Genomic DNA, 25,864 nt, shown 5'->3' on the forward strand with positions numbered 1-25,864 from the left:
ACCGCAGAAATAGAAGAGCAAGTAAGTAACACACGACACGGTTTCATTCCCGGCAGCATCGAAGACCCTCGCCCCCGTGCGCCAACCACGGGGGCCCTCCAGCGGGTCGCCGACAACAACGAAAGGACCATCGCCATGAAGAAGAACGGAAAACTGCTCACCTCCACGCTGACCACCGCCATCACTGCCGCAGGCCTGAGCTTGATGCCGGTGCAATCCGCCATGGCCGACAAGATCGCGCTGGTGGTCTCGACGCTGAACAACCCGTTCTTCGTCAGCCTCCAGCAGGGTGCCAAGGACAAGGCCGAGGAACTGGGCCACGAGCTGATCGTGCTGGATTCCGGCGATGACGCCGCGCGGGAGCTGTCCAACGTCGAGGACGCCCTGTCCCGCGGCGTCGACCTGCTGCTGATCAACCCGACCGACTCCGATGCCGTGGTCTCCAGCGTGCGCACCGCCAATGGCCGCAATGTGCCGGTGGTGACACTGGATCGCAGCGCCAATGGCGGTCGGGTCGCGGCGCACGTCGCCTCCGACAACGTCGCCGGTGGCGAACTGGCGGGCAATTTCATCGCCGAGAAACTCGCAGGCAAGGGTGAGATCGTGCAGCTGGAAGGCGTCGCCGGCGCCTCGGCCACGCGTGATCGCGGTGAAGGCTTCATGAAGGCCATCGACGGCCAGTCCGGCCTCAGCCTGGTGGCCACTCAGCCGGCCAACTTCAACCGCACCCAGGGCCTGAACGTGATGGAGAACCTGCTGCAGGCGCATCCGGGCGTGAATGCCGTCTTTGCCCAGAACGATGAGATGGCGCTCGGCGCCCAGCGTGCCCTGCAGGCCGCCGGCAAGGACATCCTGCTGGTCGGCTTCGATGGCACCGATGAAGGCATCAAGGCCGTGCAGGCCGGCAAGATGGACGCCACCGTCGCCCAGCAGCCGGCACTGATCGGCAGTCTCGGCGTCGATACCGCCGACAAGCTGCTCAAGGACGAGGACGTCGAGAAGACCATCTCCGTGCCGCTCAAGCTGATCACCGAATAAGCGATCACACGGCTCACGCCGCCTGCATCGCGGGACAGGACGCCGGCCACTGGCCGGCGTTTTTTCGTCTTTTTGCGTCTTTCCATCAATGGCGTGTCTTGCTCGCCTCGCAGGGCCAGTGACGCCCGCTCGACTTTCACCATCAGGCTCACCACCAGGGACAGAAAAGTGATTCGACTCAAGGATGTGGCGGCACACGCTGGAGTTTCGGTAACCACGGTGTCGCATGTCGTGAATGCCACCCGCCCGGTGGCCAGCGCGACCGAGGCCCGGGTGCGCGAATCGATCGCCGCACTCGGCTATCGGCCGGACAGCGTCGCCCGCGCGCTGAAATCCAACCGCAGCCGCACCATGGGGATGATCGTCACCAGTGCGCACAACCCCTTCTTCGCCGAGGTGATCCGCGGCGTCGAGGACCGCTGCTACCAGGCGGGCTACAGCCTGATCCTGTGCAACAGCGACGATATCGATGCCAAGCAGCTCAGTTATCTCGAGACGCTGCGGGACCGACGCATCGATGGTCTGGTGGTGATGACCGCCGAGAACGGCGCCGGCTTTCTCGAGGCGCTCAGCGCCCTGCCACTGCCGACGGTGATGATGGACGCCGAGCCCCAACCGGGCTGGGACATGACGGTGGTCAATGATGATTCACGCCTGGGGGGCAAACTTGCCATCGAGCACCTGCTGGCGCAGGGGATCGAGCGCATCGCCCTGCTGACCGGGCCTCGTGATCATGCGCGTTCCCGCGAGCGCCTGAGCGGAGCACTGGACGCCCTGCACGCCGCCGGCCTGGGGCTCGCCGAGGACTGGCAGATCGCGACCCAGTTGATGCTGGCCGACGGTCATCGCGCGGCCCACCTGCTGCTGGCCAATCCGGCCGACAGACCCGATGCCATCTTCGCCTTCAATGACCTGCTGGCGCTGGGCTGTCTGCGCGCCGCCCAGGACCTGGGCCTTGAGGTACCCAAGCAACTCTCGATCATCGGCTACGACGATATCGAGATCAGTGCCTACCTCTCACCCGCCCTGACCACCATCCGCCAGCCGATCTATGCGCTGGGCACCACGGCCGTCGATCAGCTGATCGCGCGCCTGGAAGGCACTCCCTTCCCGGGCCAGACCCAACTGGCCCCGAGGCTGGTGGAACGCGACAGTGTCGCGCGGCCAGGCCAGTGCCTCCACGTTTAAGCACAGCCAGGCTTGAGCGCAGCCACGTTTGAGCACAGCCAGGCTAGATCACAGATCTATACCGGATGAGCATCAAACATATCAAACAACAACATTTCTCTTATGGGTGAACACTGCCTACTCTGCCCCTCGTGAATCACCGCTGCCACGCTTGGCAGCACGAACATGAGGATACCCAGGTGACAGGCACTTCCCCTTCAAGCACTTCCCCATCGGACACTGCGCGATCCGATACTGGCCGATCAGATACTGTCCAGTCAGGCACAGCCTCGCCGACATCGACACCAGAGGCCGACAGCACGCCCGCCATTGGCCGCGGGTTGTTGTTGCTGATGGCGATCGCGGTCGCCGCGACCGCCGCCAATCTGTACTACAACCAGCCGCTGCTGGCGGAGATGGCCGGCTCACTGGGCGTGAGCCAGGGCATGATCGGCCTGATTCCCTCCGCGACCCAATTCGGCTACGCCGCCGCCATCCTGCTGATCTCGCCGCTGGGCGACACCATGGACAGACGCCAGCTGATCCGCAATCTGTCCATCACCCTGGCACTGGCCTCACTGGGCATCTTCCTGGCCCCCAGCTTCTGGCCGCTGTTGCTGGCAAGCTTCGTGGCCGGACTGGGCGCCAACATCACCCAGCAGCTGATACCGCTGACCGCCTCGCTGTCCACCCCCGAGGCGCGCGGCAAGAACATCGCCACCCTGATGACAGGTCTGACCATCGGCATACTGCTGTCACGCACCCTGAGCGGCAGCATCGGCGGATACTGGGGCTGGAGAAGTGTCTTCCTGGTCGCGGCCATCATCACCGTCATCATCGGTGTGCTGCTGCATCGTCACCTGCCCAGCCGCGCGCCTGCCGTGCAGATGGCCTACCCCAGACTGATCGCCTCGATGGGCACGCTGTTCAAGCAACATGCCCTGCTGCGCGAATCCGCGCTGACCGGCGCACTGTGGTTCGCGGCCTTCAATGCCATGTGGGCGACGCTGGCCATTCACGTCACCGATGCGCCGTTTGACTACAGCGTCCAGCAGGCGGGGCTGTTCGGCATCATCGGGCTGGCGGGCATCTTCGGTGCCAAGGCGGCGGGCCGACTGGTCAATCGTCTCGGCGCGGGTCGCCTGATCAGCTTCGCCCTGGTGATGGTGCTGGCGTCCTTCGCGGTGCTCGCCATGTGGGGTGACAGCCTGGCCGGACTGATCGTCGGCATCATCCTGCTGGACCTGGGCGTCTTCGCGGCCCAGATTCCCAACCAGGTGCGCGTGTTCTCGATCGACCCCAAGGCCCAGAGCCGCATGAACGCCGTCTACATGCTGTGCTATTACCTCGGCGCGGCAGCCGGTTCCGCCATCGGCGTCAAGATGATGAGCGTGTATGGCTGGCAGGGCATGTCACTGTTCGGGCTGGCACTGGCAGCGGTGGCATTGATTCATCATGGTGTGAAGCAGCGCCGCTCGGCCTCTTCAACACAGTGAGATCAGGACGGTGAGATCAAGACAGTGTGATCAAGAGAGTGAGACGAGAGCGCAAGCGAAGCGCTGGGTGGGCAAGCGAGGCGCGAAGGAGAGAAAGCGCGAAAGTGATGAAAGCGAAGCGATGAACGGCTGAGAGCCTGAGATGGCGCCTGGTCAGCACGTCGAGTCATGGGCAATCACACCCCGTGCCACGGCAGCTGGCCAGGCGCCTGAAATGGTGGCGCAATTCAGGTAAACTCTGCGCGCCATTTCGGTGCGTCGCCGAGGTGGTACGCGATTCACGACCCGTTATCGGGGCAAGAACCCGTCAAACCCTCGAGATCCACATGAAGCTCATCGTCAAACTTATCCTCGGCATCATTGCCGGCCTGCTGATCGGCCTGATGGCCCCGGATGCCCTCGTACGTGCCGCACTGACCGCCAAGGTCATCATCGGCCAGCTGATCAACTTCACCATCCCGTTGATCATCCTGTTCTACGTCATGAGCGGCATCGCGTCGCTGCCGAAGAATTCCGGCGCCATGCTGGGTCGCACCGTCGGCATGGCCTACGGGTCGACGATTCTGGCCGGCATCTTCGCCTTCCTGGTGGCCAGCAACCTGCTGCCCGGCATGCTGTCCGGCATGGCGCCGGTCGCTGAAGGCCGCGATGCCCTGACTCCCTTTCTCGATCTCGAAATCCCCGCGGCACTGCCGGTGATGACGGCCCTGGTGCTGGCCTTCGTGTTCGGCGTGGTCATCAGCCGCCGCGAACTGCCGACCCTGAAAAGCGCTGTCTTCGAATCGCGTGAAGTGGTCGAGGTGTTCCTCAATCGCGTCATCATCCCGCTGCTGCCCCTGTTCATCGCCGGCACCTTTGCCGAGATGGCCTACGAGGGCAAGGCGCTGTCGACACTGGATACCTTCTGGAAGGTGCTGGTGCTGGCGATCGTAATGCACTGGATCTGGCTGAGCACGGCCTACCTGATCACCGGCCTGATCCAGCGTCGTTCTCCGCTGGGCCTCCTGCGCAACATGCTGCCGGCCTACCTGACGGCGCTGGGCACCATGTCGTCGGCGGCGACCATTCCGGTCAGCCTGCGTCAGACCAAGGCCAATGGCGTCAGCGATGAAGTGGCCAACTTCAGCGTGCCGCTGTGCGCCACCATCCACCTGTCCGGTTCCACCATCACCATCGTCACCTGCGCCACTGCCGTGATGATGATGAGCCACAACCTGGCACTCGCAAGCCTTGGCGAGGTGATTCCGTTTCTGATCATGCTGGGCTTGACCATGATCGCCGCGCCCGGGGCACCGGGTGGCGCGGTGATGGCGGCGCTGGGCGTGCTGGGCAGCATGCTTGGCTTTGGCGAGGCGGAACTTGGCCTGATGATCGCGCTGTATCTGGCCCAGGACAGCTTCGGTACCGCCACCAACGTCACCGGCGATGGCGTGATCGCGCTGTGGGTCGATCACTTCGCGCGCCGCGATGGTGTGGTGGCTACGCCTGCGTCAGATGCCGCGACCGGTGAAGCACCGGTGGCACACTCACAGCCGTGAGCTGCCGCATGTGCTGAGCTACATGCACTGACAGTCGTCAAAAGCCCCGCCTCCCTTCGGAGACGGGGCTTTTTTCATGCCAGCGGTCATCCATACGCTCATCTCCACGCTCATCTTCACGGTCATCCTCGCGCTCATCCTCTCAACCACCCCGCAGGATGGTGCGCCGGCGGTGAGGTGAGACATGACGCCGCGCCGTGCCTGACACCCACAGGCCAAACGGCTACCATTGGCGCCCACGCGCGAGCGCTGTCATCGCTGCCGTACGCCATCACCCTGTTACCGTTGCCGGAGTGCCAGATGTCCCTGCTTCCCCCTGCACTGTTCTGTCCCTCGATATCACTACCGATATCTCGCCCGCGCCTGGCACGCATGTTCGCCACCCTGTCGCTCACCACTGCCAGCCTGACCCTTGCCCAGCACGCCAGCGCGCTGGAGATCGGCATGCCCGCCGATGGCGGTGTCAGCGTCAGTCCCGCCGTGATGCTCGAAGCCGAGGGCACCCTCGATGAGCAACTGAGCAGCCCGCTGATGCTCAAGCAGTTCTCAAGCCCTGAGGCCATGGAACAAGGGCTGAGCGATGGTAGCCTCGACGCCGCCTACCTGACGCCGCAGATGCTCAAGGCTCTGGCCGCAAGCGGCATGTCACTGCGAGTGCTGGACGGCGCGGATCTCGACGATGTCAGCCTGGTCGCGCGTGACGAGCTGATCCGCTACACCGAATTGTTCGAGCCGCAGGAGCTGCTGATCCGCTTCCTCAACGACACCACGCGCGCGGTGCGAGTGGTGATGAGCGATGACGATGCACGCTCGCATCTGGCCTTGAAGCAGTGGGTCGAGGGCAAGGTCGGCTCCAGCATGCAGCTGGTCAGCCCGCGCTCGCTGGAAGAGCTCGAAGGCGATGAGTATGTCGGCGATGCGCCCCAGGCCCTGATCAACAGCCGCAAGATGCACGCTGCCTTCCTCAACGGCGATGACGCGACGCGTCTGGTGGCGCTGCATCCGCTGTCCAAGGACTGGCTGCCACGCGCCGACATGCTCGACCTGCCGCGCATGCTGCTGGTCAGCCGCGCCGATCTCGAGGATGCCAGTCTTGAGGCCGAGCTCGAGTCGCTGGCCGTGGAACACGCCCGCATGCAGCAGAGCCTGCACGGCGAGGAGCCGATGAAGCTTGCCTTCACGCTCAAGCAGGCCTGGCCGGCGGATGCCGGTGAGGCGCCGAGCCTGCCCAGGGTGGTGCATGCGCTGAACGGGCGCTCGATCCCGACCGCCGACATGCGCACCGCCCTCGAGGACTGGCTGGGCGAGCAGCAGTCAGCGGTCAGCTGGCCTGAGCTCCAGCAGTAGACTCAGCAGTAGACCCAGCACTAGATCCAGCGGTCATGCCCGCCACAGGGCAAATCACAGACACAAAAAAACCCGCCGATTGGCGGGTTTTTTCGATCAACGGCAACGATCAGGCGTCGAGGGCTTCAGCGATCTGGGACTGAGCCTTCGGGCCGATGCCCTTGACTTCAGAGATCACGCCATCAGCGTGAGCCTTGCGAACCTTGGCGACGTCGTCGTAGCCAGCGTCAGTCAGGGCACGGATAGCGGCAGCGTTGAGGCCGAGGTCTTCCAGAGAGGCCGCATCGGCTTCTTCGGTCGCTTCCTCGACGGCTGCGCCCATCGGCATCATGCGAGACTGGGCGATGGCCTGTTCGCGTGCCAGACGTGCCTTGTACTGCACCAGCTTCTGGTTGAACTCGTGTTCGACCTGCTTGCGGTGCTTGTCAGAGGCTGCGGCTTTCTCGCTCAGGCGTTCGTTGCGAGCGCGCAGGTCTTCGACTTCCTTCTTTGCCTTGTCACGGGCATTACGGAGCTTGTCGGCTTCTTTGCTGGCTTCACGCAGCTGACGCTCCAGCTCCTTGATGCGGGCGTTCTGGTCCTGCTTGGTGTCCTGCTCCTGAAACAGGGATGCAAGCTGGTCGTCAAGATTAGCGTCGGTCATACTGCTATGTTGCCTCGAATAATTGATAAAGAGCTAAAGTCTGGGCGCACATTCTACCGCAGTTCTTCAGTTTGTGCTGCATTTGAGCGCAACCCGAGCGGGATGAATGTGAATCGGGGGTCCTGCATGGGGCAATATTACCCCAACTGTGTGACATCGCCAGTCACGGATGACACTGAGCGCTGGATGAAACGGCCTGAACGCACTCGACAACCGCACTCTCGGCGCCATGGCGCAGGTTACGAAAAAGACAGCCCGCTTTCATGGGCTGTCTTTTTTCGCGGTTACCCAGCACTTGCGCAGGCCTGTCAGCACAGACCTCAGCGCCTGCACCGGACTCAGGCCTGCACCGGACTCAGTGCTTGCGCCAGTCCTCGAGCTTGTCGCTCAGCTGCTGACGACGCGTGTCGGGCGATGCCAGCGTCTCGGACTGATGACCTTCCCCGAAGCGATTCTCGAGATAGTCCATCAGGTTGATCAGCTCATCATCGGTCAGGCTGTCATCGAAGGCCGGCATGAAGACACTGTGGCCATTGTTCTCACGCTGCACGCCATTGAGGATCGCCTGAGCCAGATTGTCCGGATAGACACTGCCGGTCACGCTGTTGTGGAACAGCGACGGGTAGTAGCCATCCTGGGTGCCGGCGCCATCCGCGCCGTGACACATGGCGCAGTGGCCCAGATACAGACGCACGCCCGGCGTGGCGTCGGTCAGCTGGCCGATCAGGTCTTCATCATCGGGGCGCTTGTCCAGCGGCTGACCGCGCAGCAACAGCACGTCATCGGCCGGTGCGCCCTGATTGAAGCGCGTGGCGACCTGCGACTCGCTTTCGGCCTCGCGATCGCCATCATTGACCGCCTCGCCCTGCTCGCCCTTGCCATCCACCACCGGAATCGACTTCAGATAGACCGCGATGGCGCGCAGGTCATCTTCACTCATGTGACGCATGGAGTGTTCGACCACATCCGCCATCGGGCCGCCAGCCTGCGCCTTGCCCTTGAGGTTGCCGGTCGCCAGATAGGTCTGGATATCCTGCTCGCTCCAGCTGCCCAGACCATCCTGCATGTCCGGCGTGAGGTTGAAGGCGCGCCAGCCTTCGATCATCGCCCCACCGAGATAGCCTTCTTCATCACCGGTCAGTGCCGTTTCCTGGAAGGCGAAGCCACGCTCGGTGTGACAGCTACCACAGTGGCCCGGCCCCTGGACGAGATAGGCGCCACGGTTCCAGTCATCGCTCTTGTCCTCGTGGTCCTGCCACGGCTCCAGCGGCGAGAATATCTCTTCCCATAGCGCCATCGGCCAGCGCATGTTGAGCGGGAACGGAATCTCGCTTTCGCGGTTGGGCGTGCTGCTCGGCGTCACCTCATGCATGTTCCAGGCGTAGAGCGCCTTGATGTCCTCATCCGTCAGACGGGCGTAGGACGGGAACGGCATCGCCGGATAGAGGTTGTGGCCGTCGGCAGCCTCGCCCTCGCGCAGCACACGGGTGTACTCCTCGAGGGTGTAGTTGCCGATGCCGTGCTCGGTGTCCGGAGTGATGTTGGTGGCGTAGATCTCGCCCACCGGGGTCTCGAAGCCGAGGCCACCGGCGTATTCATCGCCGTCCTCGGTGCTGTGACAGGCCGCGCAATCGCTGGCGCGCGCCATGTAAAGACCCTTCTCGATCAGCGCGGGGTCATTGGTGGCGGCCTTGTCGGCTTCCACCTGGCTGGCGTGCTCGTCCTCGCCGCTACCACAGGCGCTGAGCAACAAGGCACTGGTGCCCGCAATGGCGGCCAGGCGGACGGCACGGGTCAGGCGTGCGGGGCGAAGGATCGGGCGGGCACCACGACCTTTCTCATCAATGGCATCACGGGTGCCAGCAGTACGGACGTGCGGGACCATGCTTATATTTCCTGTTCGAGCAGATCGGCAATACGCAGAGACAACGCCGCGATGGTCAGGGTGCAATTGACCGACCCGACGGTGGGCATGCTGCCGGAGCTGGCGACAAACAGGTTGTCATGGCCATGCACTCGGCAATCGCGATCCACCACGGAGTCTTTGGGGTTGTCTCCCATCAGGGTCGTACCGCAGATATGCTGGTTGTTGGAGAACTCATCACGGAACGCAATGTCGGTGCCTCCCATCAGCTGAGCGATACGCGCATATTGTTCACGGGTATGCGCGGCGCTGCGCTTGACGTAATCATCGATAGCATAACGGAATTCCGGGCGCGGCAGGCCGAGAGCGTCACGTTTTTTTGACGGCGTGATGCGATTGGCGGCCTCTGGCAACAGCTCGTGGAAGCTGTCGAACTGCACATAGCGACTGGCGCGGTTATCGATCTGCGCCTGCAGATCCGCGCCGAGCCTGAGCGGTGTTTCCGACAGCACCTCCGTGGTCATCTGCTGCGTGCGGGCAATGTTGGACAGATGCAGCTTCTTGGACGCGAAGTCCTTGCGGAAGTCGCCGTCGCGCCAGGTGATGATCGAGGTCATCTCCTGAGGGCCACGCCCGGCCCACAGCGGCTCATCGGCCAGAAAGCTCACCCCGGTGCCGGGATGGTCCATAAGATGCCGACCGACCATGTCGTTCTGGTTACCCACCCCATCGGGGGTATGGGCGTTGACCGACATCTGCATCAGCTTGGGCGTCTCGATGCCATTGGCCGCCAGCACCACTCGCGCCGCACTCAGGCGATGCTGCTTGCCGTCGGGGTCCAGATAGCGCACCTCGCGAATCTTGCCACTGGCATCGCTTTCCAGGTGATGCACGATGGCATTGTCGATCAGCCTGGCACCGGCACGTTCGGCTTTCTCGACATGGATGATGCCGGAATACATCGCGCCGATCGGGCAGATGGGCATGCAGTTGTTGTTGCCGCAGCAGGTCGGGCGCTCATCATAGGGGCGGCTGTTGCGCGCCACCGGCTCGGTGACCATGTCGAAGCCGTGGGGATTGATGCGCTCGCTGACCCGCCGCTCGTTCCACGACAGCGGCAGAGGCGCCATCGGATACTCGGCGCTGCGCGGGCTGCCCAGATCGACATCATTCGGCCCCCAGACACCCAGCGCGACCTCGGCACGGAAGTAATAGTCTTCCAGGTCGTCATAGCCGATCGGCCAGTCGCGCCCGACGCCATACTCGCTCTTGAGCACGAAATCGCTGGGCAGAAAACGCCAGGAAGACGCCGCCCAGTGCCAGGTAGTGCCACCGACCGCGCGAATGTATTGGGCGTCGTAGGCCTGCTCGCCCTTCTGCACCAGATAGTCGGCATTCTCGCCATATAGCATCGGATGGGGCGCCGCCTTGCTGGCAGGATAGGGCCCCATGAAGTCCATCTTGTTGGCCTGGTTGCGGAAGCGCTCGACGATCTGCCAGCGCTGCATGCGCGGGCCGGCTTCCAGCATGATGACCGACTTGCCGGCCTCGGCCAGGCGATGTGCGATCAGGGCACCGGCGACACCAGACCCGACCACGATCACATCGGCATCATACGCACGGGATTCCTCGGCCATGCAGGATTCTCCTCGGGAAATTGGGAACAGCAACAGGAGCGGTCAGGACGCCCCTGGAAGGTCTGGCACGCAGGCGATGTCAGGAGCTGAGATCTAAGCACGGACTCAAGGCCCGCCTATCCGCCACGCGCAAGCCTGGGAGAAAGCGTGACCACTCAGGCCTTGGGTGCCTCTGCCCAGAACCCCGGGCGATTGGGGCAATAGGTACGCACCACCTGCACATCGCGCGGCCCGGCATACATGCCAGCGCGCTCGAAGGCGATGACCTCGGCGGCGGGATCACTGATCGACTTGCCGACCGTGCCCAGCATCCAGGCCTGCAGCAGACGGCGCACCAGCGCCATCTCGCCGTCACTCAGGTCTTCCTTTTTCACGTACTCTCGCGACTCGCCCAGGGCCAGCAACCGAGTCTTGAGGGCCGGCAAGCTGCCGACACCGGGCACTCCCTCGGCCGGAATTCTCGCCAGCGCCTCGAAGTAGCGCTGGCCCAGCCGCTCATCCAGGGTCTTGTCGCTGAGCAACCAACGCGACAGGACCATGAACGTCGCGAAGGCACTGTCATCCTGCGTCTGTTGCTCGTCAGCGACCGTCTCGGCCAGGGCCTGAAGGGACAGGCCGCCGAACACGGCAATGCCTGCCCCACCGAGCCCCAGCTTCAACAGCTGGCGACGTGAAGGATCAGTAGCGCTCTGGGATGTCGACATGCGGCCCTCCCGGACAATGAATGGTTCACCCGACGCCAGCGCACCGCGTGCTAGGCGGTAATGCCATCTGAGCTGCACTCGAATAGCACACAAGCAGACCTCGAACGGTTTTGAACAGCTCTTGCGCAGCCCTTGCACAGGGTTTGATGAGTTGCATGGTAACAAGCGCCATCACGTTATAGACAAACGTATAATGAACAAGGAGTTCCTATTTAAGCAACTCCAGAGACATGCTTTGCGCAACCCAGCGCGCTCACGGGCAAACGCTTGCTGCTGGCCTACTGACAAGGGTCGGTCGAAACCGCGAGAGTTACCAGCGGATGCCCACGGATGCCGATGCCTGACGGAAGAGTCACCCGCGCCTGTCTCCCGCTCACCGGCAGTTCCCTGACTGTGCTCGGCGCAGTAGGATGTGGGGCAAAGGCAGCAGCTGTGGCCAGACTGGCTCGCTCACGAGCCGACGCCCGCGCCACCCATCACTCGACTTCAGGGAAGACTCGCCATGCTTCGTCACTTGCGTACTCCACTCGCTCTGCTCATGTGCACCGCCGTTCTTGCCGGGTGTGAAAGCGCCTCGCGCATGGCCGACAGCATTTCGCTGCCGGACTTCGGCTCCTCCTCGCAGACCGAACAGGGCGAGCAACGCGTCCAGCGCACCGTCGCCTTCCCGGAGGCGGAGTACGCCAAGCTGGACAAGACCGGCACCTCGGTGATCAAGGGCCGCATGTCCTACGAGTGGCAGGGCCAGACGATCTACGCCAACCGGGCGGGTATCTCGATCGCACCGGTCACCACCTACTCCGCAGAAGCCGCGGAACTGGCGCTGGCGGGCAAGACGGCGTCTCGCGCCGACCCGCGTGCCCAGGCCTACACCCACATCGTGCGCACTGACAGCAATGGCTACTTCAATGCCACTGGCCTGCCGTCCGGCACCTTCTATGTCGCCGGTGTCATCCAGTTGCCGGACGGCACACGCAGCCCGCTGATTCTCAGTCAGGTGCAGGTCGGCCGTGGCCAGACCCGCAGCATCGAGCTGAGCCGCTGATAGCCCGCGTGTACCTCTTGCTCTGCTTGCTGCCCTTGCACCGCCCGATGATGGCCACCGCACCATGACGACACTCTCACTGCGCGCCTATACCCCACAGGCGACGAGTCATGACCACGACCACCACCAGCTGGTGCTGCCGATCCGCGGCCATCTCGATATCCAGGTCGGCAGCCATCACGGCACCGTGGTCACCGGCGAGTGCGTCATCATTCGCCCCGGGGAATCGCACCTGTTTCATGCCAAGGACGCCGCGCGTTTCATCGTCGCCGATCTGGACTACCTGCCCGACAACCTCGCGGCGTCGCAACGCGTGGTGTTCTCGATCAGCACCCTGCTGATGAACTACCTGCTGTTTCTCGAAGCGCAGCTGCAGGGTGAGGTCGACAAGCACATCGATCAGCTCTCCATCGCGCTGTTTCTTGGCCTGCTGGAGAAGCAGACCTGTGATCATCGAGTCGATCGTCGTCTGCTCAGAGTGCTCGACGTCATGAACGCGCAGCTGGCCCAGCCCCACGATGTGACATCACTGGCCCGACTCGCCCACCTGAGCCCGACCCAGTTCCACAAGGTGTTCCGCGACAATCTGGGCGTCAGCGTCAAGCAGTACCTGACTGCCAGACGCATGGAGCGCGCGCGGGCGCAGTTGATCCATACCGATCTCAGCGTCCAGCAGGTCGCCGAGGCCGTCGGCTATCAGAACCTCTCCGCCTTCTCGCGGCGTTTCTCCTGCTACTTCGGCCAGTCGCCACGCGAGATGACGCGTCAGTATTCGAGCCTCACTCCCCCGAATGACTGAATGACCGACTGACTGGCTCGATCATCTGAACAACCGATTGAGTACCCGAACCCGGCAGTCAATCACCGCACGCTGGTGGTATATGACGTTTTGCTTCTCCTGGCAGATCAGAGCGTAGCTTCAGCACAATATATTCTCGCGATGAGGCGTAATCTCGTGCACACCGAGACACACTTCATTGCGAGCCATCCACCATGCAGCACTCCTTCTCCCGGACCCCCTTCCGCCCAGCGCTGGAACGCCAGATCGGCAATCTTTCCGTCCTCACGGCCGCCCTGCTATGGGGCACGACCGGCACCGCCGCCCACTTCAATCAGGATGTCAGCCCGTTGGCCACCGGCGCATTCGCCATGGGCTTTGGCGGCATTCTGCAGGCAGTGCTGTCGCGACGAATCCTCCATGAGGAGCTGGCCGCCCTGCTGGTCCACAAGCATCTCGTGCTGTGGGCGGCGCTGTTCATCATCGTCTACCCGCTGGCCTTCTATTCGGCCATGGAATACACCGGCGTGGCGATGGGCACCGTCATCACCATCGCCACGGCGCCGTTGGCGGCAGCGGTGCTGGAGTATGCGTTGGATCGCAAGCGCGTCAGTGCGCGCTGGTACGCGGCGCTGATGCTGGGCATGGCCGGCGTGGGGTTGATGGCCATGGGCGAGACACGCCTGGCAGATACGGCGGCGCACGCCACTGCCAGCGGCGTTGCCAGCGAGAGCCGCAAGCTCATCGGTATCGGGCTGGGCGTGCTGGCCGGCGCGAGCTACGCCACCTATTCCCTGCTTGCCAGACGCATGATGCTGCTGGGCGTTCATCGCCGTGCGGCCATGGGGGCGATGTTCGGCTGTGCCGGCGTCCTGCTGTTGATCGGCCTGGCCATCAGCTGCCTGTTCCTCGATCCACGCCTGTTCGCCACGCCGGTGAATTCGGCGGTCGCCATCTACATGGCGCTGATCCCGATGCTGCTGGCCAGCCTCATCTTCGGACGCGGGCTTGCCAGCGTGCCCATCAGCCGGGTGACGGTACTGACCATGTTCGAGCCGCTGGTGGCGGGCCTGTTGGCCGTCATCGTGGTCGGCGAGCAGTTCACGCTGATGGGCGCCATCGGCATGGTGCTGATCATGACCTGCCTGATGCTGCAATTGCGTCCGCAGGCAACGCAGGCGCCGATGGCCAGTCCGCAGGCAGACCTCGCGGCCTGACGCGGCCTGCGACGCTCAAGCTGATACACACGGCGACACTGCTTACTGGGGTGAGCGTGATCCGTGGAGCGATACCGAGCATGGCCGCGATGCCAAGCAAGGGCCGGAGCAAGGGTCGGAGCCATGGCAGCGTCACGACGCCTGACGGCGATGAGGGAATTGAGGGCAAGTCACAGTGCGCACTGAGCGGCAGCCAGCTGTCGCGGCAACTCACTTGCCCGAAAGTGGTTTCAGCACACTTTTGCCAGCGCTTATGCTGCGACTGAAAACGGCCAAGGGATTGGCAAGACACGCAAGGACATCACCATGACAACCACCCGCCCCGATATCGCCGGGTCTGCAAGGTCGACCGACATGGGAAGCTTGGCCGTCCTGTTTGCCGCGCTGCTGTGGGGCACCACCGGCACGGCGGCCCACTTCAATCAGGATGTCAGCCCGCTGGCGACCGGCGCCTTCGCCATGGGCGTCGGCGGCCTGCTTCAGGCAGTGATCGCACGGCCCAATATCATGGGCTGCCTGGGCCTTTTGATGGCGCAGAAGCGCTGGGTATTGCTCGGCGCCGGGTGTGTCGTCATCTACCCGCTGGCCTTCTACTCCTCGATGCATCTGGCCGGCGTCGCCATCGGCACGGTGATCACCATCGCCACGGCGCCACTGGCCGCGGCGATTCTGGAGCGCCTGTTCGGCCACCACCGACTTACGCTGAGCTGGTATATCAGCCTCGCGCTGGGCGTTGCCGGTGTGGTGATGATGGCGATGGGCGAAACGGCCACTCATGGCGGAGACATTGCCACCATCAGCGCCGGCGGCGACCTGATGGCGACAGGGTCAGGGAGCGTGCCTGACGCTGACTGGCAACGTCTGGGCGGTATCATGCTGGGCATCATCGCCGGCACGACCTACGCCGCCTATTCGCTGATCGCCCGGCGCATGATGGACCACGGCACCCACGCCCGCGCTGCCATGGGCAGCCTGTTCGGCGTCGCCGGTATCGCGTTGATCGCAGGCCTGGGCCTCAGCATGCTGGTGGCAGACCCGCGCCTGTTCGCCACCCCCGGCAACACATCGGTCGCGCTCTACATGGCGCTGGTGCCGATGTTCCTCGGCTATATCGCCTTCGGCTACGGCCTGAAGACCGTCGCCGCCAGCAAGGCCACCCTGCTCACCCTGTTCGAACCGCTGGTCGCCTCCCTGCTCGCCGTCACCATCGTCGGGGAACATATCGCACCGCTCGGCTGGCTGGGCATGGCACTGATCGCCGTCTGCCTGGTGATTCAGGTGAAGCCAGCAACCGCCTGATCGACGCGAGCGGTACGACGAGATGGCCCCGGATACAAAAAACACAAAGCCCCAGCCTGAGTTTCAGGCTGGGGCTTTGCATTGCTGGGCATGAACTCACGGGCTCACGCCATCTCAATCACTCGCCGTGAAGAGCGCGCGACGTCAGTGCGAGGCAAGCTCGGTGGCATCAACTTGCGGCGTTATCCGACGTACGCCCTTGGCATCCTGGGCATAGGCACGATGACGCACATCCCAAAGCTCCACGGCATGCTGGATGTTGAGCCAGAACTCCGGCGTATTGCCTAACGCAGCCGCCAGCTTGATGGCCATCGGGGCCGTCAAGGTGCCCTTGTCATGCACGATACGGCTCAGGGTATTTCTGTGCACTCCCATCGCCTCGGCCAGGGTGCGGATGTCGATGTCCATCGGCTCCAGAAACTCTGCCGTCAACATCTCTCCTACCGTCAGTGGGCGCCGCTGGGTGTTTCTCATCACTGCTACCTCCTCTAGCCCTTGTAAGCATGCGGGTCTAGATATGTTTGATGGGCAATCCCTGCCTCCCATCGAAAGATGAGTCGATACTGCTTGTTGACACGAATCGAGCAATAACCTGCGAGATTGCCCTGCAGATGCTCGAATCGATTGCCCGGTGGAATCCTCAGATCAGACTCCTGACTTGCGGCATCGAGAATCTGCAACTTGCGATAGAGCGAACTGGAGAGCGCCGCAGGTATCTTGCGGTGGCCAACATCATGCTCATAGAAGCTCTCGAGCCACACATCCCTGAACTCCACCGCCATGGCAGCACCTTTTTCCCTCATTCTATGCACAACCATGTTGTGCATCAAGCGGTTCTACCCTGAAGTGACTCTACCCTGAAGTGGCTCTCCCCAGACGCTTCTCCCCCCATGAAAAACGCCCAACGAGTCCAGGACTCGTTGGGCGCTTCATATTCCTCTGCCCTTCACATAAGACGCTCAGCCACTCAGGCCGCCGTCTTGTTGGCGAGCTCGACCTTGGCAAGCTTGATCAGTCCGCCATAGACGACGAAGGCGACCACGACACCCACCACGGGCGGCATGAAGGGTGAGCTCCAGGCGCACAGGCAGGCGATGGCGTAGGCGGCGAGGCCCGGCCAGTGATAATCGACCCTGGGCATCTCGGCGAGGCGCGGATACTGCCCTTTATGACCGAGCCAGAAGTTGGCCATGATCACGCCGCCGATCGGCGGAATGAAGGTGCCGAGCAGAATCAGGAACGGAATCAGCCACTCATACATGCCGAGTACCGCCAGCACTGTGCCGATGGCCGCGCCGCCCAGGGTGACACGCTGACGATGCGGGGTGCGCAGCAGATTGCAGCCGGCGATCGCGAAGTTGTAGATGGTGTTGTCCTGGGTGGTCCAGATATTGAGGAACAGCATCAGGACGGCGAGGCTGACCAGCCCCTGGGCGATCATCACGTCGACGATATCGGCCTGCTGGTAGATCATCGCGCCGAGCGCGCCGGTGAGCACCATCAGGCCATTGCCGACGAACAAGGCCGCCAGGGTGGCAATGACGGCGATCTTCGGTGAACGCGCGAAGCGGCTCCAGTTGGTCGCCTGGGTGCCGCCACTGATGAAGGTGCCGATCACCGCGGTGATGGCGGCCGTCCAGCTCATGGAATCGGTCGGCGTCAGTGCCGCAAGACCTGCCACGCCACCGACATCGACCATGCCGGTATAGAGACTGAACAGGATGAACAGCAACATGGCCGGCACGGCGATGCGGGAGAGCATGTCCAGCCCGCGATAACCGATCATCGCCGTCAGACAGAAGGCGAAACCGAAGATGACCATCAGCGGCGTGGTCAGCCACTCCGGCAAGCCGAGCGTCTTGACCAGCACGATGGCGATGGTCGCGGTGCCCCAGGCGTACCAGCCGATCTGGGTGAACCCGAGCACGAAGTCAGACAGGCGGCTGCCCTTCTCGCCGAAGCACAGCCGGCCCATCAGCACCGAATTCAGACCGCTCTTGCAGGCGATATAGGCCAGGGCGGCGGCGTAACCGCCGAGCAGCAGATTGCCGATCACGATGATCCACAGCAGTTCATTGAGCGCGAACGCGGCACCCAATGACCCGCCCGCCCACATGGTGGCGGTAAAGAAGGTGAAACCGAGCAGCACCATCGAGGTGGAGAGCAGTCCCCGTCGTGCCGAGGCAGGCACTTCGCTCAAGGGATAATCGTTGCCGGATTCGCCTGCCATCGATGCATGGTCTGCGGAATGAGGTGAGGAGTGTTCTGCCATGAGTGCCTTCCTGGAGCTCGGTCGTGAGTCGTCGAGTCTTGTGGTGGTGTCAGCCTGCCTGAACGCCGGCCACCGCCCCCCTGCGGGCAAGGTGGCGGGCAGGGCGGCGGTCAGAGCGGCGGTCAGAGCGGCGGTCAGAGCGGCGGTCGCTACCCTACCACCACGCAAGATTCACGCCACCCATCCTCGAGCCGTGCAAGACGCCAGCTCGCCGCCTGTGCCATGAAGCTGACACAGGCGTCAGGATCCGGCCTGGCTACAGGCGCGGTTGGGCGCAAGACCGCCTCCAGAAATGATTTCGCGACAAGTTCGGCGCAGTACCTACAAACCCCTCAAATACGCCGACGTTGGCATCAACTTGAGCGCCAGATACAAGAACGCCACGCGGCGCACTCTTTCAGTGCAGCGCGTGGCGTGGATCTCGCCCTCCTTCACTGACATCAAAACCTGACGCCAAGTACAGGATGCAAATTTTTCAGCCTTTCCTTGTTTAGCGGTTCATGCTGAAGCCCTTCAGCTGCTCGCCAGCACCCCTTCGCTGGCATTGACCTCTTCGCTGTCCATCAGGCGCAACCGGACCGGCACCGATTTCGAGGCGGGCGTGTTGCTGCGCGCATCGCGGTGATCCAGCGGAATCAGGTCATTGGTTTCCGGGTAGTACGCTGCCAGACAGCCGGTCGGGATGTCGTATTCCTTGAGTTTGAAGCCCGCCATGCTGCGCTCGACGCCGTCTTCGCTGACCGTTTCCAGCGTCACGCGCTGACCCTCGCTCAGCCCCAGCGTCTCGAGATCCTGCGGGCTGATCATCACCACCAACCGCGTGCCATAGACGTCGCGATAGCGGTCGTCATTTGAATAGACGGTGGTATTGAACTGGTCGTGACCGCGCATGGTGATGAGCAGGAAGGTGCTGTCCATGTTCAGGGTCTCATGGGTGACCTTGTTCAGCCCCTCTTCATCCGTGCCCAGCCCCTCGGGGAACAGGAAGTTGGCACGCCCCGAGTCGGTATGCCAGATGCGCTCGCGCGGGGCGATGCGAATATGGAAGCCGCCCTGAGCCAGGCGCGCATTGTAGTCGGGGAAGATCTGCGGGAAGACCTCTTCGATGCGATCACGGATCCGCGCGTAATCCGCCTGCAGCCAATCCCAATCCAGGGTGGGATGCGGCGACAACGTCGCCTTGGCCAGCTGACAGGTGATGGCGATCTCGGAGTGCAGGCTTGGGTCAGCCGGTTCCATCACGCCACGCGACGGCGTCACATTGCACATGCCGTCCTCGGCGCTGGAGACCTGCTCCGCGCCCTTGCCATCGGCGCCGGCCTGCAGGTCACGCTCGCTATGGCCGATCGTGGGCAGCACCCAGCCATGCTTGCCGGGGTGCAGGTGACTGCGGTTGAGCTTGGTGGCGATATGCACCGTCATGTCCATCTCGTGGACCTTCTCGACCACGCGCTTCTGATCGGGAATCGCGCGGAAGAAGTTGCCGCCCATGCCGATGAAGGCGCGTACCTCACCGCGCAGAATCGCCTCGCAGCATTCAGCGACATCATGGCCGTTCTCGCGCGGACACTTGATGTCGAAGACCCGATCAAAGGCATCCAGCATCGCGTCATTGGGCAGATTCTCGATGCCGACGGTGCGGTCGCCCTGCACATTGGAATGGCCGCGTATCGGGCAGGCCCCCGCGCCGGGCTTGCCGATATTGCCGCGCAGCAGCAACAGATTGATGATCTGCTGGATGGTGTCGCCGCCGCGCGCATGCTGGGTGATGCCCATGCCCCAGCAGCAGATCACGCGCTCGGCCTCCAGATAGGTCTGCCCCGCCTGTTCCAGCGATTCACGTGACAGGCCGGACATGGCGACCAGGTCCTGCCACTCGAGCTTGCGGCAATGCTCGGCGAAGGCATCGAAACCGTGGGTGTGCTGGGCGATGAAGTCGTGATCCAGATAGCCCACCGCATGCGGATTGCGCTCGCGCAGCGCATCGTCGGCCTCGATCACGTACTTGCACATCGCCTGCACGGCGGCGAGGTCCCCGCCGATGCGCAGCTGATGATACTGACTGCTGATCTCGACACCCTTGCCGCTCAGCATGTCCTTGGGCGACTGCGGGTCGGCAAAGCTGACCAGCGCCCGCTCGCGCAGCGGGTTGAAGCTGACCACCTCGGCCCCACGGCCACGCGCCTCGTGGAGATCACCCATCATGCGCGGGCTGTTGGTGCCGCTGTTCTGACCGAAGATGAAGATGGCATCGGCCTGCTTGAAGTCCTCGAGATTGACCGTCGCCTTGCCGATGCCGATGGATTCCGGCAGCGCCCGCGAGGTGGTCTCGTGGCACATGTTCGAGCAGTCCGGGAAGTTGTTGGTGCCGTACATGCGCCCGAACAGGGAAAACAGGAACGCCGCCTCGTTGGAGGTACGCCCCGAGGTATAGAACTCGACCTGGTTCGGGTTCTCATAGCGCTTGAGGCGCTGGCCGATCTCGGCGTAGGCCGCTTCCCAGCTGGTGACCTCGTAGCGGTCCGTCCGGGCGTTGTAGCGCAGGGGGCGCGTCAAGCGCCCTTCCTTCTCCAGATGGTGATCCGACCACTCACGCAGCTCGCTGAGCGTGTTGTTGGCGAACAGCTCATCACTGACACGCTCGCGTGTCGCCTCCCACGCCAGCGCCTTGGCACCGTTTTCGCAGAAGTTGGCGCCCTTTGGCTTGTCGCCATTCGGCCAGGCGCAGCTCGGGCAATAGAAGCCATCGGGCTTGTTCATCTTCATCAGGCTGCGATGGCCCTCGATGGGCAGATGCTCCTGCCAGATGAACTTCTCGACCGCCTTGATCGACGGCCAGCCACCGCCCGGCGGCCGGTCCAGCTGACTGCCGGACAGCGACGCCGATAACGCAGGTGCGTGGGACCCCTTGGGGCTGAAGGAATCGACTGGCGTGGTCTGGTCTTGGGACATGTCGGGGCTCCTGACGGTGGCGGCCGGCAGCTGGCATCGATCAGACACCGTTGCGGACGTACCACCGAGCAAAGAATTCAAGGGTCACCCTTGTTTCCTTGCCTCGCGCCAAGGCTTTTTCAAGGTCGATCGGCGTTGCGCACTTGAACTTCCGCCGATCCGCCACCAGAGTTGTACAGACCTGACACAAGCAAGATCGCACTTGAGCAAGACCGCACACAAGCAGACCCGCCACTCAACACGCCAGACATGATGAGGAGCTGGAACATGACCGTATTTGAAGCCCTGCGCGAGACCCACGACGAACAACGCCGCCTGCTGAACATGCTGCTGCAGACCGAAGGTGACAGCGAGCCGCGCGATGACCTGTTCAAGCGCCTCAAGGAATCGCTGACCAATCACGCCGGTGCCGAGGAGCGTGCGCTCTACATTCCGATGATGGAGCACGACATGACGCAGGAGAAGGCGCGTCACAGTGTCGCCGAGCACCATGAGATCGATGAGCTGGTCGAGAAGCTCGAGGCGACCGACTACAGCTCGCCGGGCTGGCTGGCCACCGCAAAGCAGCTCGAGCACCTGGTGACCCACCACCTGGATGAGGAAGAGCAGGAAGTCTTCCAGCTGGCAGGCCGCGTCTTCGATGACGCCACCAAGAAGCGCCTCGCCGAGGAATATCACCAGGACATGAAGGCGCGTGAAGCCGCCTGAGCCAGAAGCCAGCATCGAGCCAGGCCGAAAGCACTTGGCACTGTGACAGGCTGAACGCTATCGATAAGCGCCGATGACGCACACCAAAACGGGCTGACCACATCATGTGGCCAGCCCGTTTTGTCATGCGTTCACCCTGCGGTGAAGGCGCTGCTTTCTCTCACAGCGTGTGTAAGCGCGTGAGGCGAAGAGTCATCCATCACGTCATCAGCAACGAGACACTCAGCTTACTTGCGGCGCGGCGGCCGTGCGGCACCCTTCGATGCCGGCTTTCTGCCCGGGCTGCCTGAGCGCTTGCCATTGCCTTTCCCGGCCTTCGTCTTGTCATCAGGCTTCTCCGCACGCCCGACATAACGCGCGATCCAGATGGTGTGCTTGGCCCCCGAGGTGCCATGCGCGTAGACCTGACGTGCCTCGGCCTTGAAACCGGCCCGCGACAGGCGCTGCGAGAAGCGCGCATCGGCCGTGGCCGACCACACCGCCAGAATGCCGGCCGGGCGCAACGCCTTGGCACACACCGCCAGCCCCTCCGCACTGTAGAGCCAGTCGTTGTCATCCGCGGTCAGGCCTTCCGGGCCATTGTCCACATCCAGCATGATGGCATCGAAGCCGCCGGGCGCTTCACGCAGCACCTCGGCCACATCGCGATTCTCGACTGTCGTGCGCGGATCCCGAATCGGATAACCCGCCTTGGCCCCCAGCGGGCCGTCATTCCAGGCCACCACTCCCGGCACCAGCTCGGCGACGACCACCTCGGCATCGGCCTTGAAGTGCTTGAGTGCGGCGGCCAGCGTGAAGCCCATCCCCAACCCGCCGATCAGAACGCGCTGCGGCGCCGAGGCCGTGCCGCGACTCTTGAGCAGACCAGCAGGAATCTCTGCCAGCGCATCTTCCGAGCCATGCATGCGGGTATTCATCAGCTGCCCGCCCTTGCCGCTCTCGATCTTGATGACGAAGTCCTCGCCATACTCGAACAGACACAACGAATCCGTCGTGCCGGGGATCGGCGCGGTATCGAGCAGCACAAAGCGTTTCATGGCACATCCATAGAAGGAAAAATGATCATCTGTCAGGTAGCTTCGTGGCCATCCTGACTATATTCAACATGACGGACATCTGTACGACATGGGGGAGCGTTAGTCTAACAGTCAGAACCCCGTGGCAGGTATCCGCCTGCGCGAAGGCATGATGTTTCGCGAATTGACGATAAAAATGAGAGCATGCGCGCATCAAGGCTGGAAGATATTCGCGAATTCTCTAATACTAGTTTTTGAAGAACGCAACACCGTCGTAAACCAAAGACTCTCAGCACGAACACTCTCAATACGAACAGTCACCTCAAGACCAATGACCGCTGGGCCAAGGAAAGCGCAGCGGTCACGCCGGCAGATGGGTCGCCCCCATCGCCGTCGAGGCAGAGTGACACCTGAAGAAGCACTCAAGATTCCGACTCATCGGAACCCGAATAGAGGATATTTCGATGCCGCATACCCATCCGGAGCGACTCGCGACGATCAGTGCCAGCCAGGTCGAGGAACACTTTCGCGATCTCCATCCCATCGTGGCGTTGGTCTCAGCCACTCGGCTGCTGCAATTCCTCGAACGGGAAGGTCTGACACTGCATGCACACCGTGCCCTGTGCGCCAGCATCATTCGCAAGGCACTGCCCAGCCTCGAAACCGGTCCCGGGCATGACCCTGCCAATCTGCCGAGCCTGCACGGAATAGAACAGACCCAGGAAAGCGAGCCACGTGTTCCGTTTGCGCAGACCATGGCAGCGGGCGCCAGTACGCCAGCCACCATGCATGACAAGCATGAGGATATCGCCTCCTGACAACCGTCAGGCTTGCCGATAATGAGACATTCTGACGCCCAGCTCCGTTCACACGGGGCCGGGCGTTTTTATATCGCTAAACAAGAAAATCATGATCAAAGGGGTTTAATCCGCCACGATCGTCCACAGGTCTGTGGGGAGACGTTCAGCGTCTGAACGCGCAGCAGCGCATTCAAGATCAACGAACCGGAGGTGACGGCATGACTCAGCAACAGCCCCCACAGCATCAGAACCATCAACCGGGCGATGAACATCGCATGGACCCCAAGCCCGAGTACATCCGCGAGAGCTATCGCGGCAGCGGCAAACTGCTGGGCAAGGTGGCAGTCATCACCGGTGGTGACAGCGGTATCGGTCGCGCCGCCGCCGTGCACTTCGCACGCGAGGGTGCCGATTGTCTGATCACGCACCTGGGGAGTGAAGAAGTCGATGCCCAGGAGACCATCCGTCTGATCGAAGCCGAAGGCAGACGCGGACGCCGCATCGCAGGGGATATCGGCGACCCGGCCTTCTGCCGCAAGGTCGTCGAGGGCGCGATGGAGGAATTCGGACAGCTGAATATTCTGGTCAACAATGCCGCCGAGCAGTACGACTGGGATGACGTGACCGAGATCGATGACGAGCAGATCGAGCGTACCTTCAAGACCAATCTGTTCAGTCACTTCTACATGATCAAGGCCGCCGTGCCGCACCTCTCCAAAGGCGATTCCATCATCGCCACCTCATCCGTCAATGCCTTCAAGGGCAATGACAGCCTGATCGATTACAGCGCCACCAAGGGCGCCATCCAGGGGCTGGTACGTTCACTGTCCGGCACGCTGATGGACCGCGGTATTCGCGTCAATGCCGTCGCCCCCGGCCCGGTGTGGACTCCCTTGATCCCTGCCAGCTTCGAGGATGAAAAGGTCGCCAACTTCGGCCAGCAGGTGCCGATGGAACGCCCCGGCCAGCCCAGCGAAATGGGCCCGGCCTACGTCTATCTGGCCAGCGAAGACTCAAGCTACATGACAGGCCAGACGATTCACCTCAATGGTGGCGTCGTGCTCAACACCTGATCGCAGACCTTTAGCACACACCTGAGCAAGGCGGGTGTGATGCGACATGCTCGACACGAAACAGGCCGCCCCATCTTGGGCGGCCTGTTTCGTGTGTCGCGGGCTATGTCCGCAGGATGACTCAGCGTGTGGCGCGCAGGCGCTCGGCCTGGGCCAGCGTGCAATCACTGAGCAGATCCAGCGCGCCCAACGCCTGGCCTCCGGTCACGAAGGGATGCGCTTCGCCTGGCTTGCGAATCTCAAGCGCCGCGATTCGTCCGGGCGTGCCGTCACGCTTGGGGTGATTGGACAGGAAGACGTCTACGCCGGCTTGCTGCGCGATCTGATGCATGCGTGACGCCGAGGCAGAATAGCCACGCAGTCTGGCCTCATCCGGCCCGAAGTTGAAGCCAGTGCCGCCCCACAACACGGCGTGATGCACTTCATCGCCATCCTTGAGCGGGAACACCAGCGACAGCGTGCCGGGGGTATGGCCGGGCGTGATGTACATGCCGAGCGTGGTGTCACCCAGCGTCAGCCTCTCATCGTCGATGACCTGATGGTCCCGCTCTGGCGGCTCTCCCCAGCGCGGGTTGTCGATGCGCTGCTCGGGGTCATCCAGCATGTCCCAATCGATCTTGGTCATGATCACCTCGGGCGCATACTGCTCCACGATCCAGGACTGGCCGCCGTAATGGTCGCCATGGCCATGGGTAATCACCAGATAGCGAATATCGGCAGGGTCCAGACCCAGCTCGCGCATGCCTGGCGCGATGATGGTCTCGGCCTGATTCGGAGTGTTCATCGCATCGATGAGAATGATGCCCTCGGAGGTGGTCAAGGCCCAGCTCGACACCTGGCCATTGCCGACGAAGTAGAGATTGTCGAATACCCTGTGCGGCCCCAGCGACTTGCGCTTGTCAGCGGAGGGCTTCGATCTGGGTCTGGGCTTGGCAGTTTCATCCTCGGAGTGTCGGTGGCGCTTGCCCGCGTCAACCAGGGGTGCCTCGAGGCTACACAGGCTGTGCAGGCCGGGATACCCCTCACCCGCCGCCAACCCCCGTTGCGCTAGCTGGGTCGCAAGCGGCGACATCGCCGCAGCAGGAGCATCAGCTGGCTGCGATGCCGCGCTGGCCAAGGCGACACCTGACAGCGGCAGGCCGATCAACCCTGCCAAGAGTCCTGCCGTTACTAGCCGAGAATTCCCCATAGATAGCCCTATCTCACCAAGATGAATGGATTCAGCGTCGAAGATTGTCACCAACGTCACATTTTCGCAACAGTGCGTTGC

General features: G+C 62.8%; 21 protein-coding genes and 1 pseudogene. 12 read left to right on the plus strand and 10 right to left on the minus strand.

Translation table 11 applies throughout. The features are described 5' to 3' along the window. Window positions 1–135 precede the first annotated feature (135 nt). The 5 genes from rbsB to H2O77_RS09525 all read left to right on the plus strand — a co-directional run bounded on the left by rbsB (window position 136) and on the right by H2O77_RS09525 (window position 6,586). Window positions 136–1,038 carry a ribose ABC transporter substrate-binding protein RbsB gene (rbsB, locus tag H2O77_RS09505; RefSeq protein WP_107334719.1) on the plus strand — a complete coding sequence of 301 codons (903 nt, stop codon included), beginning with the start codon at window positions 136–138 and terminating at the stop codon, window positions 1,036–1,038. A gap of 168 nt (window positions 1,039–1,206) precedes the next feature. Beyond that, the gene (locus tag H2O77_RS09510) at window positions 1,207–2,226 is read left to right on the plus strand and encodes a LacI family DNA-binding transcriptional regulator (protein ID WP_215822779.1); all 1,020 of its coding nucleotides are present in this window, start codon (window positions 1,207–1,209) and stop codon (window positions 2,224–2,226) included. Between the two features lie 332 nt (window positions 2,227–2,558). Beyond that, on the plus strand, window positions 2,559–3,701 hold the full coding sequence (locus H2O77_RS09515; protein WP_215822781.1) for an MFS transporter: 1,143 nt from the start codon (window positions 2,559–2,561) through the stop codon (window positions 3,699–3,701). Window positions 3,702–4,027: 326 nt separating this feature from the next. Further along, the gene (locus H2O77_RS09520; protein ID WP_215822782.1) at window positions 4,028–5,239 is read left to right on the plus strand and encodes a dicarboxylate/amino acid:cation symporter; all 1,212 of its coding nucleotides are present in this window, start codon (window positions 4,028–4,030) and stop codon (window positions 5,237–5,239) included. Between the two features lie 300 nt (window positions 5,240–5,539). Further along, window positions 5,540–6,586 carry a hypothetical protein gene (locus H2O77_RS09525; RefSeq protein WP_215822784.1) on the plus strand — a complete coding sequence of 349 codons (1,047 nt, stop codon included), beginning with the start codon at window positions 5,540–5,542 and terminating at the stop codon, window positions 6,584–6,586. A 109-nt stretch (window positions 6,587–6,695) separates the two neighbouring features. Here H2O77_RS09525 and H2O77_RS09530 read toward each other — a convergent pair whose 3' ends face one another. From H2O77_RS09530 to H2O77_RS09545, 4 genes are all read right to left on the minus strand, one after another. Further along, window positions 6,696–7,229: a hypothetical protein gene (locus tag H2O77_RS09530; protein WP_054556587.1), complete on the minus strand. Its 534-nt coding sequence runs from the start codon at window positions 7,227–7,229 to the stop codon at window positions 6,696–6,698. A 355-nt stretch (window positions 7,230–7,584) separates the two neighbouring features. Beyond that, a complete protein-coding gene (locus tag H2O77_RS09535; protein WP_215822786.1) occupies window positions 7,585–9,114 on the minus strand; it encodes a cytochrome c in 1,530 nt (509 codons plus the stop codon). 2 nt (window positions 9,115–9,116) lie between these two features. After that, window positions 9,117–10,730, minus strand: coding sequence for a GMC family oxidoreductase (locus H2O77_RS09540; protein WP_192838864.1), 1,614 nt, complete (start codon window positions 10,728–10,730; stop codon window positions 9,117–9,119). Window positions 10,731–10,885: 155 nt separating this feature from the next. Then, window positions 10,886–11,434 carry a sorbitol dehydrogenase family protein gene (locus H2O77_RS09545; RefSeq protein ID WP_215822787.1) on the minus strand — a complete coding sequence of 183 codons (549 nt, stop codon included), beginning with the start codon at window positions 11,432–11,434 and terminating at the stop codon, window positions 10,886–10,888. 580 nt (window positions 11,435–12,014) lie between these two features. Here H2O77_RS09545 and H2O77_RS09550 point away from each other — a divergent pair. From H2O77_RS09550 to H2O77_RS09565, 4 genes are all read left to right on the plus strand, one after another. Then, the gene (locus tag H2O77_RS09550; protein ID WP_215822789.1) at window positions 12,015–12,479 is read left to right on the plus strand and encodes a carboxypeptidase regulatory-like domain-containing protein; all 465 of its coding nucleotides are present in this window, start codon (window positions 12,015–12,017) and stop codon (window positions 12,477–12,479) included. 64 nt (window positions 12,480–12,543) lie between these two features. After that, a complete protein-coding gene (locus H2O77_RS09555; protein ID WP_215822791.1) occupies window positions 12,544–13,278 on the plus strand; it encodes an AraC family transcriptional regulator in 735 nt (244 codons plus the stop codon). 194 nt (window positions 13,279–13,472) lie between these two features. After that, window positions 13,473–14,474 carry a DMT family transporter gene (locus H2O77_RS09560; protein ID WP_215822793.1) on the plus strand — a complete coding sequence of 334 codons (1,002 nt, stop codon included), beginning with the start codon at window positions 13,473–13,475 and terminating at the stop codon, window positions 14,472–14,474. 306 nt (window positions 14,475–14,780) lie between these two features. Next, entirely contained in the window at window positions 14,781–15,773 is a 993-nt protein-coding gene (locus H2O77_RS09565; RefSeq protein ID WP_240548565.1) for an EamA family transporter, read from the plus strand. A gap of 144 nt (window positions 15,774–15,917) precedes the next feature. Here H2O77_RS09565 and H2O77_RS09570 read toward each other — a convergent pair whose 3' ends face one another. The 4 genes from H2O77_RS09570 to H2O77_RS09585 form a co-directional block, all read right to left on the minus strand. Continuing rightward, a complete protein-coding gene (locus H2O77_RS09570) occupies window positions 15,918–16,247 on the minus strand; it encodes a HigA family addiction module antitoxin (protein WP_215822795.1) in 330 nt (109 codons plus the stop codon). A 14-nt stretch (window positions 16,248–16,261) separates the two neighbouring features. After that, window positions 16,262–16,555 (minus strand): type II toxin-antitoxin system RelE/ParE family toxin, encoded by a 294-nt coding sequence (locus tag H2O77_RS09575; RefSeq protein WP_215822797.1) that lies wholly within the window; start codon window positions 16,553–16,555, stop codon window positions 16,262–16,264. 185 nt (window positions 16,556–16,740) lie between these two features. Next, entirely contained in the window at window positions 16,741–18,003 is a 1,263-nt protein-coding gene (gene codB, locus H2O77_RS09580; RefSeq protein ID WP_215824553.1) for a cytosine permease, read from the minus strand. 555 nt (window positions 18,004–18,558) lie between these two features. Next, window positions 18,559–20,997 (minus strand): FdhF/YdeP family oxidoreductase, encoded by a 2,439-nt coding sequence (locus tag H2O77_RS09585; protein ID WP_215822799.1) that lies wholly within the window; start codon window positions 20,995–20,997, stop codon window positions 18,559–18,561. A 267-nt stretch (window positions 20,998–21,264) separates the two neighbouring features. On the opposite strand from H2O77_RS09585, the gene H2O77_RS09590 reads away from it, so the two are divergent. Next, entirely contained in the window at window positions 21,265–21,705 is a 441-nt protein-coding gene (locus H2O77_RS09590; RefSeq protein WP_215822801.1) for a hemerythrin domain-containing protein, read from the plus strand. Between the two features lie 356 nt (window positions 21,706–22,061). Here H2O77_RS09590 and H2O77_RS09595 read toward each other — a convergent pair. Then, a pseudogene (locus H2O77_RS09595) lies at window positions 22,062–22,742 on the minus strand (hypothetical protein); the annotation flags it as partial. A 443-nt stretch (window positions 22,743–23,185) separates the two neighbouring features. On the opposite strand from H2O77_RS09595, the gene H2O77_RS09600 reads away from it, so the two are divergent. Together H2O77_RS09600 and H2O77_RS09605 are read left to right on the plus strand one after the other, a co-directional pair. After that, window positions 23,186–23,539: a hypothetical protein gene (locus H2O77_RS09600; protein ID WP_215822818.1), complete on the plus strand. Its 354-nt coding sequence runs from the start codon at window positions 23,186–23,188 to the stop codon at window positions 23,537–23,539. A 200-nt stretch (window positions 23,540–23,739) separates the two neighbouring features. Next, entirely contained in the window at window positions 23,740–24,594 is an 855-nt protein-coding gene (locus H2O77_RS09605) for an SDR family oxidoreductase (RefSeq protein ID WP_054556575.1), read from the plus strand. Between the two features lie 121 nt (window positions 24,595–24,715). Here H2O77_RS09605 and H2O77_RS09610 read toward each other — a convergent pair whose 3' ends face one another. Next, window positions 24,716–25,750, minus strand: a complete 1,035-nt coding sequence (locus H2O77_RS09610) for an MBL fold metallo-hydrolase (protein ID WP_215822821.1) — start codon at window positions 25,748–25,750, stop codon at window positions 24,716–24,718. Window positions 25,751–25,864 lie beyond the last annotated feature (114 nt).

It is taken from the genome of Cobetia sp. 4B (assembly GCF_018831605.1).
GTDB lineage: Bacteria > Pseudomonadota > Gammaproteobacteria > Pseudomonadales > Halomonadaceae > Cobetia > Cobetia amphilecti.

Excerpts from the sequence above, each read along its gene's own strand:
- H2O77_RS09540 (WP_192838864.1), bottom strand. The coding sequence starts at position 10,730 with ATGGCCGAGGAATCCCGTGCGTATGATGCCGATGTGATCGTGGTCGGG.
- H2O77_RS09560 (WP_215822793.1), top strand. The coding sequence starts at position 13,473 with ATGCAGCACTCCTTCTCCCGGACCCCCTTCCGCCCAGCGCTGGAACGC.
- H2O77_RS09605 (WP_054556575.1), top strand. The coding sequence starts at position 23,740 with ATGACTCAGCAACAGCCCCCACAGCATCAGAACCATCAACCGGGCGAT.
- H2O77_RS09555 (WP_215822791.1), top strand. The coding sequence starts at position 12,544 with ATGACGACACTCTCACTGCGCGCCTATACCCCACAGGCGACGAGTCAT.
- H2O77_RS09535 (WP_215822786.1), bottom strand. The coding sequence starts at position 9,114 with ATGGTCCCGCACGTCCGTACTGCTGGCACCCGTGATGCCATTGATGAG.
- H2O77_RS09600 (WP_215822818.1), top strand. The coding sequence starts at position 23,186 with ATGCCGCATACCCATCCGGAGCGACTCGCGACGATCAGTGCCAGCCAG.
- H2O77_RS09550 (WP_215822789.1), top strand. The coding sequence starts at position 12,015 with ATGGCCGACAGCATTTCGCTGCCGGACTTCGGCTCCTCCTCGCAGACC.
- H2O77_RS09520 (WP_215822782.1), top strand. The coding sequence starts at position 4,028 with ATGAAGCTCATCGTCAAACTTATCCTCGGCATCATTGCCGGCCTGCTG.
- H2O77_RS09590 (WP_215822801.1), top strand. The coding sequence starts at position 21,265 with ATGACCGTATTTGAAGCCCTGCGCGAGACCCACGACGAACAACGCCGC.
- H2O77_RS09565 (WP_240548565.1), top strand. The coding sequence starts at position 14,781 with ATGACAACCACCCGCCCCGATATCGCCGGGTCTGCAAGGTCGACCGAC.
- H2O77_RS09530 (WP_054556587.1), bottom strand. The coding sequence starts at position 7,229 with ATGACCGACGCTAATCTTGACGACCAGCTTGCATCCCTGTTTCAGGAG.
- H2O77_RS09575 (WP_215822797.1), bottom strand. The coding sequence starts at position 16,555 with ATGGCGGTGGAGTTCAGGGATGTGTGGCTCGAGAGCTTCTATGAGCAT.
- H2O77_RS09570 (WP_215822795.1), bottom strand. The coding sequence starts at position 16,247 with ATGAGAAACACCCAGCGGCGCCCACTGACGGTAGGAGAGATGTTGACG.
- codB (WP_215824553.1), bottom strand. The coding sequence starts at position 18,003 with ATGGCAGGCGAATCCGGCAACGATTATCCCTTGAGCGAAGTGCCTGCC.
- rbsB (WP_107334719.1), top strand. The coding sequence starts at position 136 with ATGAAGAAGAACGGAAAACTGCTCACCTCCACGCTGACCACCGCCATC.
- H2O77_RS09515 (WP_215822781.1), top strand. The coding sequence starts at position 2,559 with ATGGCGATCGCGGTCGCCGCGACCGCCGCCAATCTGTACTACAACCAG.
- H2O77_RS09545 (WP_215822787.1), bottom strand. The coding sequence starts at position 11,434 with ATGTCGACATCCCAGAGCGCTACTGATCCTTCACGTCGCCAGCTGTTG.
- H2O77_RS09585 (WP_215822799.1), bottom strand. The coding sequence starts at position 20,997 with ATGTCCCAAGACCAGACCACGCCAGTCGATTCCTTCAGCCCCAAGGGG.
- H2O77_RS09525 (WP_215822784.1), top strand. The coding sequence starts at position 5,540 with ATGTCCCTGCTTCCCCCTGCACTGTTCTGTCCCTCGATATCACTACCG.